The 20,004-nt window shown below is 46.3% G+C and carries 19 protein-coding genes; 7 read left to right on the forward strand and 12 right to left on the reverse strand.

The features are described from left to right. Positions 1 to 23: 23 nt before the first annotated feature. Positions 24 to 1,112, reverse strand: coding sequence for a M24 family metallopeptidase (locus tag LCF57_RS13280; protein WP_226001120.1), 1,089 nt, complete (start codon positions 1,110 to 1,112; stop codon positions 24 to 26). A 69-nt stretch (positions 1,113 to 1,181) separates the two neighbouring features. Further along, entirely contained in the window at positions 1,182 to 1,910 is a 729-nt protein-coding gene (locus LCF57_RS13285) for an MBL fold metallo-hydrolase (RefSeq protein WP_226001121.1), read from the reverse strand. A gap of 205 nt (positions 1,911 to 2,115) precedes the next feature. Here LCF57_RS13285 and LCF57_RS13290 point away from each other — a divergent pair, with 205 nt between their 5' ends. Then, a complete protein-coding gene (locus LCF57_RS13290) occupies positions 2,116 to 2,637 on the forward strand; it encodes a GNAT family N-acetyltransferase (protein WP_226001269.1) in 522 nt (173 codons plus the stop codon). A 105-nt stretch (positions 2,638 to 2,742) separates the two neighbouring features. On the opposite strand, the gene LCF57_RS13295 is transcribed toward LCF57_RS13290, so the two are convergent. The 3 genes from LCF57_RS13295 to LCF57_RS13305 all read right to left on the reverse strand — a co-directional run bounded on the left by LCF57_RS13295 (position 2,743) and on the right by LCF57_RS13305 (position 4,920). Beyond that, positions 2,743 to 3,177, reverse strand: a complete 435-nt coding sequence (locus LCF57_RS13295; protein ID WP_152380969.1) for a threonine/serine exporter family protein — start codon at positions 3,175 to 3,177, stop codon at positions 2,743 to 2,745. Between the two features lie 20 nt (positions 3,178 to 3,197). Next, the gene (locus tag LCF57_RS13300) at positions 3,198 to 3,953 is read right to left on the reverse strand and encodes a threonine/serine exporter family protein (protein WP_226001122.1); all 756 of its coding nucleotides are present in this window, start codon (positions 3,951 to 3,953) and stop codon (positions 3,198 to 3,200) included. A gap of 112 nt (positions 3,954 to 4,065) precedes the next feature. Further along, on the reverse strand, positions 4,066 to 4,920 hold the full coding sequence (locus tag LCF57_RS13305; RefSeq protein WP_226001123.1) for a hypothetical protein: 855 nt from the start codon (positions 4,918 to 4,920) through the stop codon (positions 4,066 to 4,068). 376 nt (positions 4,921 to 5,296) lie between these two features. On the opposite strand from LCF57_RS13305, the gene LCF57_RS13310 reads away from it, so the two are divergent. Together LCF57_RS13310 and LCF57_RS13315 are read left to right on the forward strand one after the other, a co-directional pair. Continuing rightward, positions 5,297 to 6,073, forward strand: a complete 777-nt coding sequence (locus LCF57_RS13310; RefSeq protein ID WP_226001124.1) for an HAD family hydrolase — start codon at positions 5,297 to 5,299, stop codon at positions 6,071 to 6,073. A gap of 93 nt (positions 6,074 to 6,166) precedes the next feature. Then, the gene (locus LCF57_RS13315; RefSeq protein ID WP_226001125.1) at positions 6,167 to 6,847 is read left to right on the forward strand and encodes a serine/threonine protein kinase; all 681 of its coding nucleotides are present in this window, start codon (positions 6,167 to 6,169) and stop codon (positions 6,845 to 6,847) included. Between the two features lie 79 nt (positions 6,848 to 6,926). Here the strand turns inward: LCF57_RS13315 and LCF57_RS13320 are convergent, their stop codons facing one another. Continuing rightward, positions 6,927 to 8,345 (reverse strand): NAD-dependent malic enzyme, encoded by a 1,419-nt coding sequence (locus tag LCF57_RS13320; RefSeq protein ID WP_226001126.1) that lies wholly within the window; start codon positions 8,343 to 8,345, stop codon positions 6,927 to 6,929. A gap of 274 nt (positions 8,346 to 8,619) precedes the next feature. Beyond that, entirely contained in the window at positions 8,620 to 9,426 is an 807-nt protein-coding gene (gene speD, locus LCF57_RS13325; protein ID WP_226001127.1) for an adenosylmethionine decarboxylase, read from the reverse strand. Positions 9,427 to 10,086: 660 nt separating this feature from the next. On the opposite strand from speD, the gene LCF57_RS13330 reads away from it, so the two are divergent. Continuing rightward, entirely contained in the window at positions 10,087 to 10,935 is an 849-nt protein-coding gene (locus tag LCF57_RS13330) for a hypothetical protein (protein WP_226001128.1), read from the forward strand. Between the two features lie 82 nt (positions 10,936 to 11,017). On the opposite strand, the gene LCF57_RS13335 is transcribed toward LCF57_RS13330, so the two are convergent. Beyond that, on the reverse strand, positions 11,018 to 12,031 hold the full coding sequence (locus LCF57_RS13335; RefSeq protein WP_226001129.1) for an RluA family pseudouridine synthase: 1,014 nt from the start codon (positions 12,029 to 12,031) through the stop codon (positions 11,018 to 11,020). Between the two features lie 218 nt (positions 12,032 to 12,249). Here LCF57_RS13335 and recQ point away from each other — a divergent pair, with 218 nt between their 5' ends. The 3 genes from recQ to LCF57_RS13350 all read left to right on the forward strand — a co-directional run bounded on the left by recQ (position 12,250) and on the right by LCF57_RS13350 (position 17,597). After that, positions 12,250 to 14,148, forward strand: coding sequence for a DNA helicase RecQ (gene recQ / locus LCF57_RS13340; protein WP_226001130.1), 1,899 nt, complete (start codon positions 12,250 to 12,252; stop codon positions 14,146 to 14,148). Between the two features lie 50 nt (positions 14,149 to 14,198). Next, on the forward strand, positions 14,199 to 16,109 hold the full coding sequence (locus LCF57_RS13345; RefSeq protein ID WP_226001131.1) for a B12-binding domain-containing radical SAM protein: 1,911 nt from the start codon (positions 14,199 to 14,201) through the stop codon (positions 16,107 to 16,109). Positions 16,110 to 16,286: 177 nt separating this feature from the next. Further along, a complete protein-coding gene (locus LCF57_RS13350; RefSeq protein ID WP_226001132.1) occupies positions 16,287 to 17,597 on the forward strand; it encodes an alkaline phosphatase in 1,311 nt (436 codons plus the stop codon). Between the two features lie 202 nt (positions 17,598 to 17,799). Here LCF57_RS13350 and LCF57_RS28190 read toward each other — a convergent pair whose 3' ends face one another. The 4 genes from LCF57_RS28190 to LCF57_RS13370 form a co-directional block, all read right to left on the reverse strand. After that, positions 17,800 to 17,889, reverse strand: coding sequence for a putative holin-like toxin (locus LCF57_RS28190; protein WP_007429455.1), 90 nt, complete (start codon positions 17,887 to 17,889; stop codon positions 17,800 to 17,802). A 623-nt stretch (positions 17,890 to 18,512) separates the two neighbouring features. Continuing rightward, on the reverse strand, positions 18,513 to 18,602 hold the full coding sequence (locus tag LCF57_RS27890) for a putative holin-like toxin (RefSeq protein ID WP_305954445.1): 90 nt from the start codon (positions 18,600 to 18,602) through the stop codon (positions 18,513 to 18,515). Between the two features lie 150 nt (positions 18,603 to 18,752). Continuing rightward, positions 18,753 to 19,358 (reverse strand): DedA family protein, encoded by a 606-nt coding sequence (locus tag LCF57_RS13365; protein WP_226001133.1) that lies wholly within the window; start codon positions 19,356 to 19,358, stop codon positions 18,753 to 18,755. An 18-nt stretch (positions 19,359 to 19,376) separates the two neighbouring features. Then, positions 19,377 to 19,952: a class I SAM-dependent methyltransferase gene (locus LCF57_RS13370; protein ID WP_226001134.1), complete on the reverse strand. Its 576-nt coding sequence runs from the start codon at positions 19,950 to 19,952 to the stop codon at positions 19,377 to 19,379. Positions 19,953 to 20,004: the final 52 nt, after the last annotated feature.

The raw sequence follows: 20,004 nt of genomic DNA on the forward strand, positions 1-20,004 counted from the left end.
ATAATTGGATGGTTAACAATAACTTATCCCAGCACCGTCAGCTCTTTTGGAAAAGAGGTCAATACTTCTACACCACCAGAGGTGACCAGAACGTCATCTTCAATCCGCACACCGCCGAGACCTGGCACGTAGATGCCCGGTTCTATCGTGAACACGAAACCCTCATGAAGCAGGTCGTTATTGCCTCCGTGGACAGATGGGTACTCATGTACACTCATGCCAAGACCGTGTCCAACCCGGTGGTTAAAGGCAGGGCCATACCCGGCGGCTTCAACCACAGCCCGTGCAGCCTGGTCTACAGATGCGCAGGTTACTCCCGGGCGAATGGCGGCAATCCCAGCTTCGTTCGAGCGGAGAACCGTTTTATATATTGTTTCCAGCTCAGTCGACAGCTTTCCAAAAGCAAAAGTACGCGTAATATCCGAAGCATAGCCGTCGGAGTATACGCCCATATCAAACATGAGCAGATCGCCGTGCTGCAGCTTGCGGGTACCTGGAACACCATGAGGGAGCGCTGTTTTGGGTCCAGACAGCACCGTGGTGTCAAAGGATGGACCGTCTGCTCCGATTTTTTTCATCTGGTATTCGATTTCAGCCACCAGCTCGACCTCTGTCACGCCTTCACGCACATGGGTTAGACCATGACGAAGAGCATCTTCCACCAAACGGGCAGCATGTTTGAGTCGTTGTACTTCCTCGGGAGTTTTTCTCACACGCATTTCTTGAAGTACAGGACCAAGATCCACATATTGAGTGGCGCCAATGGCAGTATGTAGTTGCTCGTAACGGAGAACGGAGACGTGTTCCTTTTCCAGGGCGAATGCTTTCACTCCGCTGCCTGTGCGTTGGCGAAGCAGATCATATGGATTGTCCGTATCGGTGTGGGTGGATATGCGTGTTACGGAAGAAGCCGCATGGGCGGCCTCTGCATCCAGGGCAGGTACGATTAGTTCAGGCTCTTGGTCTCGAAGCAGTACCAGACCGAGAAAGCGTTCATGCGGGTCACTGGCAAAGCCTGTAAGATAGTAAATATGCTTGGGATCAGTTACAAGTAGGCCGTCCCATGCTTGTGACTTCAGCTCATCATACAGCCGGGTTATTTTATCATTCATTCAGATTCATTCCTTTCTGTATTGTTCATTATAGCTCTTGTGGCATAACGATTTGTAGCTTAGAATCGTTTATCCTCGTTCCTGGCTTAATGTTTGCAGTCGAGCCTTCACATTCTGATCATAAAAACCGCCATGGTAGCAGAGTACCTTCTCAGCATCCAATACAGTCAGTTTATCGAGGCTTTTCAAGGCCAGTGGCATATCCGGCGTAGCCGACTCCGCAGGACCAACCAGTTCACCTTCGACGACGCGCAGCTCATCCGCTGCCAAAAGCAGCTTTTGCGCAGGCACATACAAGCTGATATGCCCTGGTGTGTGGCCAGGTGTATGAATAATTTGTATTCCCCCGCCATAAGGTAGTTGCTCTCCGTCCTCAAGAATATGAGCAAAACGCAAGTCTGGCAGGCGACGAATCATATCCTCGGCTTGCTGCTTGAATACAGTATCCATCTGGTTGATCCGTTCCGGTGTCAGCTTCACAAACGGCCGTTCCCCTGTCATGTAAGGAATGTCATCTTTATGAGCCAGCAGGGCCGTATTTGGCAGCAAGTCCAGCAATGCGTGAACATTCCCGATATGGTCAATGTCCTGATGTGTTAAAATAATTCTCCTCAGATGGTTGATATCCTCTCCCACATCAGCAATAGCCTTGCGCAATAGCTCTAATTGACCGAGCATTCCTGTGTCAATGAGCGTAAGTCCATCCTCATCCTTGAGCAGTACAGGATAAATGGTCGTCTTTCCAAAAAAGGATTCCATAGGTACTTCCAGAATCAAGATTTGAGACCGAATATTCATATTAAGCTGCCTCAGAATCCTTTGAACTCTGAAGCATACCTCCTCATCTTATGTTGTTAAACGGATTGATCGATCAAGCTGTTGTGTGTCCTATCTTCTATTATAAGACCCTTTGTGTCTAATCCGCAAAATAACTCGATATGGCTGTTCCGGCGCTTGTCTTGTACAATGAATCAATAATCACAACAGGAGGCGAATATGAATGATGAATCAGGAACAATTTTTTTCCATTGAATTTGCGCGCAGGGAGGATCTTCACGATATTGTGGATATTTATAATTCTACGATTGCGGGTCGAATGGTCACGGCAGATTTGGAACCGGTGACAGTGGAAAGCCGTATTCCGTGGTTTGAGGCTCATCAGGAGAACCATCGGCCACTGTGGGTTTTGAGGCAAAAAGGGGTCATTGCCGGGTGGGCCAGTCTCCAGTCCTTTTACGGTCGTCCAGCTTATAACGGTACGGCAGAAATCAGCATTTATGTCCATGAGAATTTCCGTGGAACCGGAACCGGAAGTCGTCTGGTCCAGCATATGCTAGATGAATGCCCAAGACTTGGGGTTACAACGCTGTTGGGATTTGTGTTTGGTCACAATGAGCCAAGTATTGCGTTGCTGCGGAAATTTGGTTTTGAACAATGGGGTTATTGTCCGCGTGTTGCCATACTGGATAACATTGAGCGGGATTTGGCTATATTGGGTAGACGAGTGGATGATGTTGAGGGATAACGAGAATAACAAGCGAGCGTGCAAAGATCGTTTAATTAAAAAGGCTGTCTCCAAGTCTCATACACTGGAAGGCGTGTGATTTGAAAGCAGCCTATTTCTTTACTTTTAGCGGTGAGGTCTAAACCGAATACTGTGAAAAATTTGATTAAGCACCTCAGATAACACCAAGCCGACAGCAATGGCTCCTGCGATCATCAGTGTGCTTATAGCCAGCTCCAGTGCTTGGGGATAATTATGTTGTACAAACTGACGCATGGCATTATAGGCCATGCCTCCTGGAACGAGTGGAATCATGCCTGCCACGCTGAAAATAATCACAGGCATTTTGTACAGTCGCGCAAAGCCTTGACTGACAATGCCGATAAGGACCGTTGCCAAAAGGCTGGCGCTCACAGGTCCCATACCACCCGTGGTCGAATAATAGACGAGCCAGCCGAGCATACCCACAAAGCCGCATTGCAGCAGCGAGCGCCGGGGGGCGTGAAACAGAATGCCGAAAGCAGCGGTGGCAATAAAGCTTGTGAATAATTGTGCAAGCATAAGCTTGGATCTCCTCCGAATCACATATACGTAATGATAACTGCAACGCCAGCTCCGATGCCAAAAGATGTCAGGCAAGCATCAGCACCCTTCGAAAGTCCCGAAACAAGGTGTCCGGCCATTAAATCACGGATGGCATTGGTTATTAACAAGCCTGGCACGAGTGGCATGACGGAGCCAATAATGATTTTGTCCATCATCTGCCCCCAACCTGCTATCGTGAGCAGAGCCGCCAGTAAGCCAATCAAAAAAGATGCGGAAAACTCTGAGAAAAACTTAACCTTAACAAGCCTGTGAAAATATTGCACGGATGCGAAGCCAATACCGCCGCACAACACGGCTGCAGGGAAGTCTCGCCAGACTCCACCAAACATAATCATAAAACAACCGCTAGCCAGGGCGGCGGCTGCCAGCTGTACACGGTTGGAATAGCGGAGAGGCCCGCATTCAATCTCTGAAAGCTCCTCTACCGCAGCGCGGGGAGACAAGTTACCTGTGCTGATTTTACGTGAAATGGAATTCACCGCAGTTACCTTGTGCAAATCGGTGGTCCGCTCTACGATACGAATGAGCTTGGCAGGCTCCGAGTTGTTAATGGCAAAAAAAATCCCGGTCGGTGTTACATAGCTATGGGACTCGGGGATACCGTAGGCCGAGGCAATGCGAGACATCGTGTCTTCGACGCGATAAGTTTCAGCTCCATTTTGCATCATCAGCTTGCCGGCCAACAGACAAACCTCCACGATCTCAGGAGTAGGATAGGAATGATTATTCATGCTCGCTCTCTTTCATGCGTACCGGGTCGTTTGACCCTATTATTTTCATTTATTGTAGCACAAAAAGCCGCCTTTTTAGAGGCGGTGTTGTTGGGGAAATTCAAGAATTCGGTTAAGATTCCACCGTATCTGGAATAACTGTATAATAGGACTCCTCCAAACATGCTGCGGCCTCAGACAGGCCCATAGATTTAAGCTGTCCTGCTACAAAAGCACGCAAGGCGGAATGGGTGAACAGATGTCGTGTCTGGGCATCCCGAATAAAGGCCAGTCTGGCTTCATACGATCCGCTGCGAAACAACTCACGCACAGCTTCACCTTGCTGTTCCCAATGGAAGGGCTCTGCCACGCTCAAAAGGGCACCCTTATTAGAAGAGTGATGCTTTGCAGTAGAAAATCTCCGAATGCCCAAGCCGTTCAACGTAGGAGCAGCTTCAATTTGCTTCCGTTCCGATCGCAAATTGTCGATGTAGACAGCCATATCCTGTATCGGCTGGATACTGAAGCGTTCCCGAAAGCATTCGCGTACAAATTGTGTACGTTCATCTGCGGCCTGAGCTGTTCGCTGATCTATATGTCCAGAATAGTCCTGTCCATTGACGTAGTACCGTTTTAATGAACTGTTTTCTGTAAAAACCACGCTTAAAAAATCCTGTAAATGGCGGGCAACCACCCATACCCCTGTCCAATCAACGGGGGATACGCACACAATGGGAGCCTGTGAAAGATCCTTTTCAAGTCCAAAATCGGTTAAAAAACCATAATGTATTCCATCCACGCCTGCATGGGCAAAAGGAATGACGTCTGGCGGTGTAGCCATATATCGTGGTGCGCGACCCTGCTCCATAATCAATCCCAAATCAAAACCCAGAGAATGCCGGTTCGCTTCAAGCTCCTGTTCAAATTCGATAAGTGCCTCAATCAAAGGTGTAGCTGATCCGTAGGCTAAGTTAGAACCGGAATCCATCGTGTATGCCTCCCTTTTCCAAGTACATCCGTAAAGCATTCATCCCTAAAAGTTAAGTGATTTCACACGAAATGTAAACCTCTGTAACGAATCTTTTCAAAAATGTGACCTTCTACCTGTGTACTGAGGAATAAAACTCTTTCGGGTCAAGCAGGACAAGATACCTATGTTAGTTCAGTATGTTAGTTCAGTACAGGAGTAAAGTGAATTTGCGAAAAAAAGTGGTCTTTTAAGTGTATGCTAGCAGGTGTCAAGCGGTGAAAACGGTAGGCGGATCGTAAAAGCGTAGGGTGCAACACAACAGGTCAACGGGTATAATATCAGGACAAGGTGAAGATGAGCGTCATCCAAAGATTTTACAGAAAGAAGTGGGCATATGAATTTGCAAAAGAAGGCCGTTTTTTTTGATGTAGATGATACTATGTATGATCATTTGCACCCTACACGTGATGCGCTGCGTACAGTATTAGGATTAAGTGAGCGTTTTCCTTATGAAGAAGCCTACCACCGCATTCGTTATTATAGCGATCTATTGTCGGCCCAAGGAGGACTATTGGAGGGGAAGGCAGGATCAGATGAGTTGGACGATATGAGGGAGAGCCGTTTTGTTCTGGCTTTACAGGAATTCGGAGTAGATATCACTCGTGAGCAGGCGGCACATGTGCAAAAAGTATACTTGGATCGCCAGTATCGGATAGCTCCTTTTGAGGGAGCTACATCCTTAATGGATGCATTGAGCTCGGCTGGATATTTGGTTGGCTTGATTACGAACGGTCTTGAAGAGCACCAGATGAGCAAAATCAAGGCGATGGCGCTGGAAAATCATGTTGCACCAGAACATATCTTTGTATCTGGAACCGTTGGCTATGCCAAGCCTGATCCACGCATTTTTGAGGTGGTGAACGAGCGGACAGGAACTTTGGCAGAGCATTGCTGCTATATTGGGGATTCCTGGCGGAATGATGTGGCCGGAGCTGTAGCCGCCAATTGGCGGGTAATTTGGTTCAATCACAGGAACGCTTCCCCGGAATCTGACGTGTTGGGAGCCTATGAAACAGCGGCAAGTTATTCAGAGTTGAAGAAATTACTGCTGCCTGATACTTTGAACCCGGTGCATATTGCATGTTCCAAAATCAATCCTGCATCATTTTGAATCTGTTCCTGAAGATAACCCGTAATACAACTTATCCGGCATATGTCTAACTTCATTTGAAATGGTTTAGAACCGAGAAGGAAGGGATCGCACATGGTTGAACAATGGAGACAAGCAGACGACATCATAAGTCAAGTGACCGTTTACAGTACGGAGGATAATGACCCAGTTACTATTAAAACAGTCACCCAGGACGTCCGCTGTATTGGCATCGGGACAGATGCGGCCGTATTTACACTTGATTCATTACCCGGCTACGCGTTCAAGGTGTATTCAGGCATGGCGATCGAGAAGAAAGATGCGGAGGCCCAGGTGTATGAACGTTTGCAGGGGTCCGATTATTTTCCTCATTATTACGGGAAGGGCGATAAATACATTGTGATAAGCTATGAATCCGGTATTACGCTGCTGGATTGTCTGCTCCAAGGAATACCGGTGCCGGAGCAGGTCATTCTGGATGTGGAAGAGGCGAGGGAATTTGTCCGATCCAAGGGATTGAATCCACGTGATATCCACCTCAAGAATGTGCTGATGCAAAATGGACGTGCCAAGGTATTGGATGTATCTGAATACGTCAAAGAAGGCGATGACAAACGATGGGAGCATCTGGTATGGGCGTATCATACGTTTTATTCAGGTATATCGGATGTTAAAGTCCCGTCCTGGATTTTGGATACGATTAAAAAGTGGTATTACAAGCTGGATAACTCCAGTTTCAACCTGGAGGAGTTTGCCCAGCGGGCCAGTCAATTGTTCTCTAAATGGAGATCATAACGGCTGTTGCGATAGGCCATTTAGCGCCTGAATTTTAAAAAAGGATTGCACCCGTAATGAAGGGAGCAATCCTTTTCTTTTATCTGAAATCTCGGGGTACTCTTCTGGCGACACCGCTCGCAATTGCAGCTTTAATGACATTTTCCCGTACACGTTGAACAGCGCTCTCATTAAATACCCCAGGAATAATATATAGCTTGTTTAACTCCTCGGGACGGATAGTGCTTGCGATGGCTTCTGCTGCTGCCAGCTTCATCTCCTCGTTAATTTCACGGGCACGGCAGTCAAGCGCTGCCCGAAAAATACCGGGGAAACAAAGCACATTGTTAATCTGATTAGGATAGTCCGAACGTCCTGTGGCGATGACACCTGCGATATCCTCGACTTCCTCTGGCGCAATCTCAGGAACAGGGTTAGCCATGGTGAATAGCACAGGAGCCTTATTCATGCGTTTCACGTCCTCTCGTTGCAGCAGTCCACCTGCCGATAGACCGATAAACACGTCAGCGTCCTTCAGAACCTCAGACAGCGAGCCAGACAGTCGTTCGGGGTTGGTATGCTGCGCATACCAGTTCCACATCGAGTTCTCATAAGTCTCATCAGCTGTAATTGCTCCGTGACGGTCTACGCCAATGATGTTGACGGCTCCGGCAGATAGCAAAATCTTGCTGCAGGCCACACCCGCCGCGCCGATACCACACACGACAATTTTGACCTCAGACAGTGATTTGCCGACGACCTTCAGCGCATTGATCAGACCAGCATATAAGACGACAGCTGTGCCGTGCTGATCGTCATGAAAGACTGGAATGTCCAGTTCTTTTCGTAGCCGCTGCTCAATCTCAAAGCAACGTGGTGACGAAATATCCTCCAGATTAATGCCGCCAAAAGCTGGGGCCAATTGCTTAATAGCCTTGATAATTTCCTCGGTGTCCTGTGTATCCAGGCAAATCGGAAAGGCATCAACGGAACCGAGCTGCTTGAATAGCATGGCTTTACCTTCCATGACCGGCATGGCTGCGTAGGGACCGATGTTACCCAATCCGAGAACGGCGCTTCCGTCAGAGACAACAGCAACTGTGTTGCGTTTGATCGTCAACCGAAAGGCTTTGTCCGGCTCCTCATGAATGGCCATGCATACACGTGCCACATCCGGGGTATATACCCGGGACAAATCGTCGCGATTCTGAATTGGAACCTTGGGCTGCATTTCAATTTTACCCCCAAGGTGTAGCAGAAAGGTACGATCAGAGATGGACAATACTTTTACGCCTTGCGCTTTTTTGATCCGGGTAATCATTCGGTCGATTTCTGCTGGATCGGCAATGGTCACCGTAATATCCCTCACAGTGACTTTCTCAGAGGTACGAATGACGTCAATCGCAATGACATCTCCGCCATGTTCGTTTACCAGCGTAATCAATTGACCAAATTGGATGTGCTCGGTGGAAATTTCCAGTCGTAAAATGATATTTTTACCGCCAATACCGCCTTGCATGCAAATTCCTCCTTTTTGTTGCATAACAAAATCAATTGATTGCGCTTACAAATGGAAGCGAGCCTCCAAATAGCTGCTGACATTTCAAATTAGTAGTTTCTTTCCCTATCATATTGAACAATCACCCATTTGTACAGATAAAGCTGGAAGATACCTATGACTCCGCATCAGAAAAGGACAAAAGCCCGGCTACATTTCAGCCCAAGCAATCGTCCTTTTCTTTAAAAAAATGATTTAGTATTGTGCATCATTGGATTCGTAGGCGCTTATCTGGTTACGTCATATTTTTACCATAATAAATTTCGTCCATTTCAGCTTTGAGGCGTGTTGATATGTTATGTTGCTCATCCATGTTCAGGCTTTCCTTTGTATAGCCGAACAGATAATTGTCCAAATCGAATTGTTTTAGCTTGCATTTGGTATGGAAAATATTTTCCTGATACACGTTCACATCTATCATGTCATACTGACTGCGTACTTCGTCGGGAATATAGTTTTGAATGGAGGCGATGTCATGGTCAATGAACAGCTTATGTCCATTCGTATCACGCGTAAAGCCGCGTACCCGATAATCAATCGTCATAATATCTGTGTCGAAAGAATGGATCAAATAATGCAATGCCTTAAGCGGAGAAATTTCTCCACAGGTAGAGACATCAATATCTGCTCGGAACGTACTGATCCCCTCGTCTGGATGATACTCTGGATAGGTGTGGACAGTAATATGACTTTTATCCAGCTGTATCACGACAGAGTCAGGCAGAGGGCCTGGTGATTCGGCGTATGATTCAGTTGGTACCTCCACAATAGGGCCTTCCGATATAAGCACTGTTACGCTCGCTCCTTGAGGAACATAGTCCTGTTGGGATACGTTGAGCACATGGGCGCCGATAATGTCGGATACATTTTTCAGGATAGCTGTCAGCCGGTCCGAATTGTATTGCTCATCAATATATTCAATATAGGCCTCGCGTTCTTCTTTGGTTTTGGTGTAACAGATATCATACATGTTGAAGCTTAATGATTTGGTCAGATTGTTAAATCCGTGCAGGGTAATCCGCTGTTCCGGTGTGATGGTCATAGGCTATTTCCCCTTATGGTTGCAGTATTCATACATAATATTCCCAACGTTCCTGTTCATATACCGATTCATCAAATCAGTTCTGTAGCTATAAGACTAAAGGCATGAACAAATATGTCTTACCCGTTAGGGAGAATTGCAAACAGGCAAGGGAACCAGAGGATCATCTCGTTTTAACATGTATGGAAATTAATATATATATACTTTATTTCTCCCTTAGCGATTTTTAAGTAACAGGATTTATAATGTGAACTATGCACATAAGGAAAAAGGCTATATGGGCGTCTACTCAAGTGTGGGAAAAGCGGGTTGTTAGAAGATTAGTTGTTGTGTTGTTGGAACAGAATCGACAATGGACTCGTAGTAAACAGAAGATCCGGGTGATTGACCGCTCTATTCAAGATGTACTTCATTATTTTTTAACGTTCAAAAAAAGTATATGTCATCTTCATAATATTTAAAACTTTACCGAATATGATTATAGACCCCGAAGATAGTGACTTTGTACATTGCGTAAACGAGAAAAGCAACTTCAGTTTATAATATGCGTATAAACCTAAAAAGCTAAGAATTATGAAGTTAAATGAATTTTGATGGCAAAAGGGATTGCATAACCTGATCCCACGTTTCTGTAAGAAAAACGGTGAAAGGAGTACCAAGATGCTGGCTTTGTCCGATCCGGTCTGGGATTTGCTCCAAGGCCCCTACGGTTCTTCTCAATACGTTCCGGAAATGTTGAACCAGCTCCAAGCCGGATATGACGGCGAAATAGCTGACACCTTGTATTGGGAGGAACTATATCACCAAAACACGTTGTATACTTGTACATTTGCAGCCGTACCTTACCTTGTAGACATTGCATTAAACAGCTCTGATGTAGGTATTCGTGCGGATATATATAACATCTGCGGAATATTCGAAGCGAAAAATTACAATCCTTTGCATACCAAAGTTCCACTGGAATTTACAAGGGATCAAATAGAAGTGGATTCTAGTGTGGCTGAATATATTTATGAGCAATATCAACATGCGATTGTAAGACTTGCACAGTTGACCGAAGAAATGGTGCTTAATGCGAAAGAACACGAGGGAAATATAGGCAAGCGTTATGTTTTGGCTGCTGCTGCTGCCTTTCAAGGCTATCGCAGTATAGCTAATATGCTTCAAAGTTTCGATACAGGGGACGAATATACGCTGGATTGTCCGCATTGCGGTGTCCCACTCTATATTTGGCCTGCTGAACAGAGTGATGCCCTGATCGTTTACGATAAAGATCCTGTACTTTCAAGCAGCCTGATTCCCCATCCGATTCACCCCGGTCTATTGGATCATAGAGGTTCCGATATACAGTGGCTACATGAGTACACCCAGAAAATCGAAGAGAACAAGCTTTTGACCCATTTGCCTTATTTAAACGGTTGGCTAAATTGTCCAGTATGCAACACTCCCGTATACATATGGGATGAATTGATGAAAATGGCTGACGGTGTTCGGCAACATACCGCTTAATCAACAAAGCTTGGGGCTGACCCATACAGCCCCAAGCTTTCCATTCATATTTCCATCCAATCCCTGCATGCCTTATACCATTTTAATCCCGAAACAGATTCAAAAAGGTCTTAGGCGTGTCGGATTCAAAACGCAGCAATACCCCAGTGACGGGATGAATAAATGACAATACGCGTGCGTGCAGACCAAGGCGGCCGATCGACTTGGATTTGGAGCCATATTTTTTATCTCCAACAATCGGATGACCGATATCCTCCATATGTACGCGAATCTGGTTCTTGCGTCCGGTTTCCAAACGTACTTCCAGCAAGGAAAAATGCCGATTAGCTTGAAGCAGCTTGTAATGAGTGACCGCGTGTTGCCCGTCATTCGGATATGGACTGGAGTACATTTTCAGCGTTTTGCTTTCCTTCAGCCATGAGGAGATCGTACCCTCCGTTTTTTTAATCTGCCCTTCTACGAGAGCGATGTATGTTCGTTCATACACCACTTCCTTCCACGCTTGTTGCATTTGCTGCTGTATGGCCTCGCTTTTGGCAAACATCATGACTCCTGACGTATCCCGATCCAAACGATGCAGCACAAAAATACGATTATACGGATGTTCTCGCCGCACATGGGCCGTAAGCTGGCGGTAGGCTGTCACTTCCTTTTCCTGCGCAGAGGCGACGGACAGAAGCCCGGCATCCTTATGAATGACAATGATGGCTTCATCCTCATGTAAAATACGCAGGCCGGTCAGCGGCACCTCGGGAGCAACTTTTTCCTTGGAGAGTGTGACGGTATGACCTTGCTCCAGTGGGAAGTTGTGTACTGTGCGTGCCACGCCGTCTACAGACACCTGTCCTCGGGCAAGCGCTGATTTAATGGAATTACGCCCCATTCCAGTGACATGCTCTACCAAAAAGCTCAGCAGCTCGGCAGGCTCTTGGACGATATATGTTTTTGCAGGAGTTTTATCAAAAGTGCTCTTTTTTCCTTGTGCTTCCGGTCTATGTGAGCCAGGTTTTTCGGCAGATTTGTGGTTGCGCTTGGAGCCGCCTGTGTTAAACGTTGATTTTGTATGATTTTTTCGTTGGGGTTTCCGATTGTTCATGGATTCTTTCTCCTTCTTGGTACCGTATCTCATCATTGTGTACAACTGCGGTACCGTGTTCACTATATCATGAGAAAACAGCGAATGCCATGGGGAAGGAAACTTGTATAACGGTCTTCCAGCGGTTGAACATTACCTTGAACCCCGGTAAACTAAAGATACCGAAAGAAAAGCTGATATGCGTCGAGGACGCTGGAAATATGAGGGGTTTTAAATTTATGAGTGTACAAGCACCGACGTTGGAACGGGCGCAGGATTTACTACAAAAATTTTATGGCTATCCCGACTTCCGGGAGGGACAAAAGAAAATTGTCGCCAGTATGCTGGAAGGCAACGATACGTTAGGAATTATGCCGACAGGCGGCGGGAAGTCCATATGCTACCAAATTCCTGCCTTATTGCATGAGGGTATAACGATTGTTGTATCACCGCTCATCTCGCTAATGAAGGATCAGGTGGATGCGCTGACGACGATGGGAATCGCGGCTGCGTATATCAATAGCACGCTGAGCGGGCGAGAAGTGAATGACCGCATCCGCGCCGCACGGAATGGCGATTTGAAGCTGCTGTATGTTGCACCAGAGCGGCTGGAGCTGGATTGGTTCCGCGATGAGATGACCCAGCTGCCGATTTCCTGCGTTGCGGTGGATGAGGCTCACTGTGTATCCCAGTGGGGCCATGATTTCCGCACCAGCTATCTGGCCGTGGCTCCGTTCGTGGAAGGGCTGTATGAACGCCCGATTGTAGCTGCGTTTACGGCAACGGCAACTCCGCAGGTTATGGACGACATCGTGCGGCTGCTTCGTCTGCGCTCACCGGAGACGTTCGTCACAGGCCTTGGACGGCCGAATTTGGCGTTCAGCGTGCTGCGCGGGGAAGACAAGCGCAGCTTTTTGCTGAATTATGCCCGAGAGCATGAGGGTGAATCAGGCATTATTTATGCGGCGACTCGTAAAGACGTGGACGATTTGTACCAACGGCTGCGCGATGCGGGCATGGCAGCTGGACGCTATCATGCCGGGATGACAGATCAGGAACGTGCAGATAGCCAGGAAGGCTTCCTGTACGACGATATCCGTGTCATCGTTGCGACCAACGCCTTCGGTATGGGGATTGATAAATCGAACGTGCGCTATGTCATTCACTACAACATGCCTAAAAATATGGAAGCCTACGTCCAAGAAGCGGGGCGCGCAGGACGTGATGGCGATCCGAGTCAATGCATTTTGTTGTTCGGACCGCAAGATATTATCACTCAAAAGTTCCTGATTGAGCAAAATCCGCAGGATGAAGACCGCAAGCGCAACGACTACCGCAAGCTCCAGCAGATGGTTGACTATTGCTACACAACTCGCTGCCTACGTACAGCACAGCTTGAGTATTTCGGCGAGGCAGAGGAGCATGAAGCTTGTGGCGTATGCAGCTCGTGCACGGATGAACGGGAGCTGGTCGATATGACCATAGATGCGCAAAAGATTTTTTCATGCATTCATCGCATGCGGGAGCGTTTTGGGGTTTCGATGGTAGCCTCAGTGTTGAAAGGTTCACGCAACAAAAAGGTGCTCCAGTATGGTTTTGACAGCCTTCCAACCTATGGGGTGATGGGCAATCGGACGGAAAAAGAAATTGCTGAAATTATCAATGTTCTCGTATCGGAAGGCTATTTGATGTTGTCTGAGGGCCAATATCCGGTCGTTCGTTTGCAGCAACTTGCAGTTGAAGTGCTGAAAGGTCAGCGTGAAGTTATGCAGCGTGTGGTTCGACATGCCACGGCTTTTGCAGGTGGGGCAGGTTCACGCGGAAGACAGGGACGCGATGCATATCCAGCGGCGGTCAATGAAACCGTATTTGAGCAATTGCGCCTGATCCGCCGTGATCTGGCCGCTCAGGAGCATGTACCGTCTTATATCATTTTCAATGATGCTACATTACGTGAGATGAGTGTGGCGAACCCGCAATCCGAGGCAGATATGCTGCGGATCAAGGGTGTCGGTGAAGTGAAGTTCCGCAAGTATGGCAAGCTGTTTCTTGATTTTTTTCAAAATCAGGGGAATGTCGGTGGAACGGTGAACGAGAATGAGATTTATCCAGACGATGTGTATGAGGATTTTGAATAGCTATACTAAAGAATAGAAGCATCCATGCAAACTATAGAAGGTTGTGACCTATGAAAGTCATTTTATCAACGTTAAATGCAAAATATATTCATACCTCGCTGGCCATCCGATGTCTCAAAGCCTACAGTGAAAAGGATTTTGACATCGAGCTGGCGGAGTATACGATCAAGGACCCGGTGATGAACATCGTATCCGATTTGTTCCAGCGGGGAGCAGATGTCATCGGCTTCTCCTGCTATATATGGAACATTGAAGAGACCATTAAAGTGATTGATGTGTTGAAAAAGATTATGCCCGAGGTCAAAATCGTACTGGGGGGTCCGGAGGTATCTTACGATACAGAGCACTGGATGAAGCGCTTGGCGAATGTGGATTTTATCGTTGTTGGTGAGGGAGAAGAAACGTTCCATCAACTGCTCCAGGAGCTGGAGGGGGAGCGCAAGTTCCATTTTGTATATGGACTGGCTTACCGCAAGGGAGAAGAGGTTATCCTGATGCCGGGCCGCCCGAAGGCGGATTTGAACGAGCTGCCGTCGCCCTATCGCTTTGCCGAAGATTTACCGGAACTCGGGAAGCGGGTTGTTTATTTTGAAACGAGCCGGGGGTGTCCGTTCAGCTGCCAGTTTTGTCTGTCGAGCATTGAGGTCGGGGTGCGTTATTACGATATTGAGCGCACAAAGTCGGACATTTTGTATCTGATTGACAACGGGGCTAAATTGATCAAGTTTGTGGACCGTACATTTAATATCAAACGGGACTATGCGCTGGAGATGTTCAAATTTCTGATTGAAAACCATCGCGGCTGTGTCTTCCAGTTTGAGATTACAGCAGATATTATGCGTCCCGAGGTGTTGGATTATTTGGCGGAAAATGCGCCGCCGGGCATCTTTCGCTTTGAAATCGGTGTCCAGTCGACGAACGACCCGACCAATGAGCTGGTTAAGCGCCGGCAGAATTTTGCCAAGCTTTCCCGCACCGTTACGAAGGTCAAGCAAAGCGGCAAAATCGACCAGCATCTGGATCTGATCGCTGGTCTGCCTTTGGAGGACTACAATACCTTCCGTAAAACGTTTAATGACGTTTTTGCGCTCGGCCCGGAAGAGCTCCAGCTCGGTTTCCTCAAAATGCTGCGAGGTACGGGGCTGCGTATTGACGCCGATAAATATAATTACACATACATGGATGTGGCACCTTATGAAATGCTGAGCAATGATGTCCTTTCCTTTGCTGATATCGTTCGGCTCAAACGCTTGGAAGATGTATTGGAGAAATACTGGAATTCCCATCGTATGGATCATACGGTGAACTATTTGATCGAACGTGAATTTGTCTCCGCCTTTGATTTCTTTCAAGAGTTCGGAGACTACTGGGAGGGGCAAGGCTGGCAAAAAATTGGCCACCAGCTCGAAGACTTGTTCACGCGTCTCCAGTCCTTTCTGGTATCGCGCGCAACGAAGCGAATGGAGATCGTACTCGGGCTGATGAAGCTCGATTATTTCCTGAACCATAAATACAAGCCGCGTAAAATCTGGTGGGAGCATACTTTGGAGAAGGACGACTGGTCCAGCTATATGAAAATGGTTCTTCAGCACCCGGATGTACTGTTGTCACCTGTGGTTGCGGACGTTGTGGCTGAGACGGTGAGAGAGGCTTCGACACAGCATGGTGTACAAGCATCTCCTTCTTCTGCTACGGATGTCCATCCCGCTATGAGCAGCCAGCAATCACAGCCATATCGCGAGATGATCCCGGCCTTCGCTTCCTTGAAGCTGGGTGAAAAGGAGCTGCAAAAGCACGCTGTGCTGGATATTTTACCGTTCAGTCTGGAACATATCCTGAGTGGCGGTAGCCCATTGACTGCTGAAGGGCGAACACTGCTACTAGTAGTCTATCAGCAAAATGAACAGCAAAAGCCGCTTTACTATACCATGCCGATCGGCAAGGAAATTGCTGCGATTTAACTAAAAATAGTTTTTAAAAACTACAGAAGGCATCGACTTTAACATACAAGAGTCGGTGCCTTTTTTATGTTTTATGAAAATAATTTTTACATTCGCATAATCTATTGCTTTATAAAATTTCACAAAACAAATATATGATTATTTCATCATATATTAACTTTATTGGAGTGTGACCTTGTGAAAAAGCATTCAGTGAAAAAGAGTCTTCTTGCTTTAAGCGCCCTTACCGTCTTGAGTGCGCCATTGTTATCCTCAGATATTCCTAAGGCTTTTGCAGCGTCAGCTACCAAATCCACTACCGCACAGGCATCGAAAGGACAAAATGCTGCATCAGCAAGAGCCACTGCTCCTAAAAATGTCATTATTTTTATCGGCGATGGTATGGGAGAAGCAAGTCGCAACGCGATTCGCTTGGCCACGGTTGGAAAGTCGGGATTGCTTGAAATGGACAATCTGCCGGTAACGGGCCTCGTTAGCACGAGCTCGGGGGACAACCTGGTTACAGATTCGGCAGCTGCGGCTACTGCAATTGCAACAGGTGTAAAAACATATAACGGTGCTATTGGGATGGATTTGAATAAAAAACCAGTCACAACGATTATGGAGTTGGCTAAAAAAGCAGGTATGTCAACAGGTGTCGTGACGACAAGCCAAGTGACAGACGCAACAGGTGCAGCCTTTGGTGCGCATGTTGAGAAGCGTTCTGCTCAAAGTGAGATTGCCAAGCAGTATCTGGAAAAGAGTAAGCTGGATGTTATTCTGGGCGGTGGTGAGGATTTCTGGTATCCGGCAGGAACAGCCGGTAAACATCCTGATGCCCCGGCAGAAGATCCTGAGGAAGCCAGTAAGGGAACTCAGGGAAATTTGGTGGAGCAGGCCAAGAAATTGGGCTATAGTTATGTGACAGATCAGGCAGAAATGAAAGCAGCCAAAGGCTCTAAACTGCTCGGATTGTTCGCCAATGAAGAAATGTTCCAAGCTCACAACAAGCTCGGCAACTCTTACAACCCAACGGTTTCTTTGCCAGATATGACAGCGAAAGCGATTGACATTCTTTCCAAAAACAAAAAAGGCTTTTTCCTGATGGTAGAGGAAGAAGGAACAGATGAGATGGCGCATGACAATGAAGGTGAATTAACGATTAAGGCCGGGCAACAGCTGGATAAGGCTGTTAAAGTAGCTAAGGATTATGCCAAAGCCCATCCAGATACATTAGTATTGGTGACGGCGGACCATGAAACAGGCGGTTTGGCGATTGAAGGTAAGGATGCGAAAGATGAAGCCGACGATGGTACAACCAATGAAGACGGTCCTTTCACCATTCATGGTACGGACGAAACGTTCTATATTGATTGGACGACAAAAGGACACACCGCAGTAGATGTTGCATTGACTGCAATGGGACCGGGCTCCTCTCAGTTTAGCGGGAATTACCCGAATACTGCCATTCATGACAAGCTGGTTAAGCTGCTTCAATTAAAGAAATAGCTCGGGGTGTGGGCATCATTTAAAAGATATTCCATATTGGAAATATGGTTTTTCCTATGATAAACTAAAGCTAATAAGTATATACTGAAAAAGAGTAAGGATGCTGCCAACATCCTCACTCTTTTACAACAGCCGCTTATAAGGGCGGTGGCTGTAGAGTTGGATTAGTGAAATAGACCGCTAACCTTTTCCAGAGGGCGGTCTATTTCTTTTTGTTGAAGGAAATAATCAAGATCACCAATGTCGCAAATTGAATCATCAACATCAATGTATCTTTAACCTCCACAGGCATCACCTCCTTTGCAGGAGACTAGCCGACCGCCCATCTAAGCCATTCTGTTGTTAGTTTATAGTATATCATATGGATAGTATTGCTAAAAAGGACAAGCCTGAACTAAAGAGTTACCTGTCGTGCCACTGCGCAGTCGGATGGTGCTTCCCAGCGCCCCCGCCCCCGGATTTCTTGAATTAAGCTTTGTTTAAGCAAAAATCCGGGGACAAAAGCGACCGCCTCGCTTGTACAGCACCATTCCGCCTACTCCGTTTTTGTGTTTCATTTTTCGAGTTCAATTTATTTAAGCTGAATCGACAATTTTGACGCAAGTAGAGTGCGCAGTTGTGGTCAAGATATTATTAGGATGAGTTCTCCTAGCAAGGTTAAATTTATTTGGGGAATACTCACGGGATGATCTGACTCTATAGCTCCTCATCTGGAGTATGAAACTCGAATATCAAATAATTTAGAAATCTGATTAATAAAAACATGTAATTACGTAATAAAATCGGTTATAATGAGGTAAGAATAAGTAAGGAGCCGTGCTCTAACACGGCTCCAGCATACAACAACTGCATAAAGAGCAGTCGGCCGCGTAAGATAAGGTCGAGAATAGACCGTTTACCTTTGGTCAGGGCGGTCTATTTCTTTTTCATGTAGGTAAGTAACGCCAGAATGAACATGCCGAACATGATCATTAAGGAGATAGCATCTTTGACCTCCATGGGCATCACCTCCCTTCTGGGAGATTAGCCGACCGCCCTCTATAGCCGTATATTGTACTAGAAAAGTATACCATAAATCAGAGATAATCAAAGTAATAAAACACTTAAAAACGTTTTTTCGACCTTGATGGAAATTCTCTTTAAAATGCTATTCCTTTACTCCTCCGTTGTTTTCTTCCCCCATACATATTTCATTGTAAAAAATATAATGGTCAGTACAATGACAAGCAGAGTAACCTGCGAGCCATAACGATGTATCAGTTCTCCAGCTGTCTCTACATGCTTGCCAAAGAAACGTCCGAGCAGAAAGAAGATTAGCGTCCAAATCAAGCCAGTTGAATAAGAGAAAAGTGCATAGCGTTTGAAGCTTATTTTATTGATACCGACGATGTAAGGAATAATGTGACGGACAATGGGCAGCAAATAGCTAATGCAAATCGTGAAATTTCCATACTTATGTACTAAATTTTCCGAAAAGGTAATGTACTTGTCCATTTTTTTCCGTCGTCGCAAACGGTCCAAAACGGATATACCTAACAGTCTCCCCAGTACATATCCTAAGGATAAGCCCGATATAACCCCAAGATAAACCATTAAAAAAGCGGGTAGCGGATGAAGGATTCCTATGCTTGTTACAGCCCCGCCAGTCATCACAACGACTTCGTCTGGAATGGGTAGCCCCACGATTCCGAGCCATAGAGTAAAGAATAATGCCGCATAGCCGTACTCTTCAATGATGGAAATTAAATGTTCAATGTCCATACCCATTTTCCCCCTTACTTATGCTTTCTTCCGGCATACATAGACGAATGCGGGTGGAACGTTCATGGGCACAAATTTGATCTCTTCAATATCAAACCATTCACCTAACTGCTGCTTCATTTGTGTAGAATATTGAAAGGCGATGAACATTCCTCCATCTCTGAGCGATAGATGAATTTGCTCTACGATCTGATTTCGCATGGCTTGTGGGAAATTAAAAAAGGGTAGCCCGCTTATTATGCAGTCAAGCTGGTCAATTTCGGCATTTTTTATGGCAAGCTGAAGCTCACGTGAATCGGAATAACACAGATAATTCGGGAACCTTCTTTTTAAGCTCTCCTGCATAGTCTGATCCTTTTCAAACAGCAGAACCTTGGTTTGGGCTCTTGCAGCTGGAGAAATATATTGGGTAATTGCTCCCGTGCCAGCCCCAAGCTCGGCGACGGCATGAACTTCACTCCAAGGAATAGATTCAATCATACTTTTAGCCAGAAATCTGGAGCTTGGTGTTACACTCCCCACATATGTAGGTGAATGCAAAAATTTAAATAAGAACATAAATCTTTCGTGAACCAAATGACTAATACGGATCATGAACCGTTCCCCTTCTTTCACTTTTCTGAATACGTTCGTTTATTCTCTGCTA

This window comes from Paenibacillus sp. BJ-4, from assembly GCF_020404765.1.
GTDB lineage: Bacteria > Bacillota > Bacilli > Paenibacillales > Paenibacillaceae > Paenibacillus.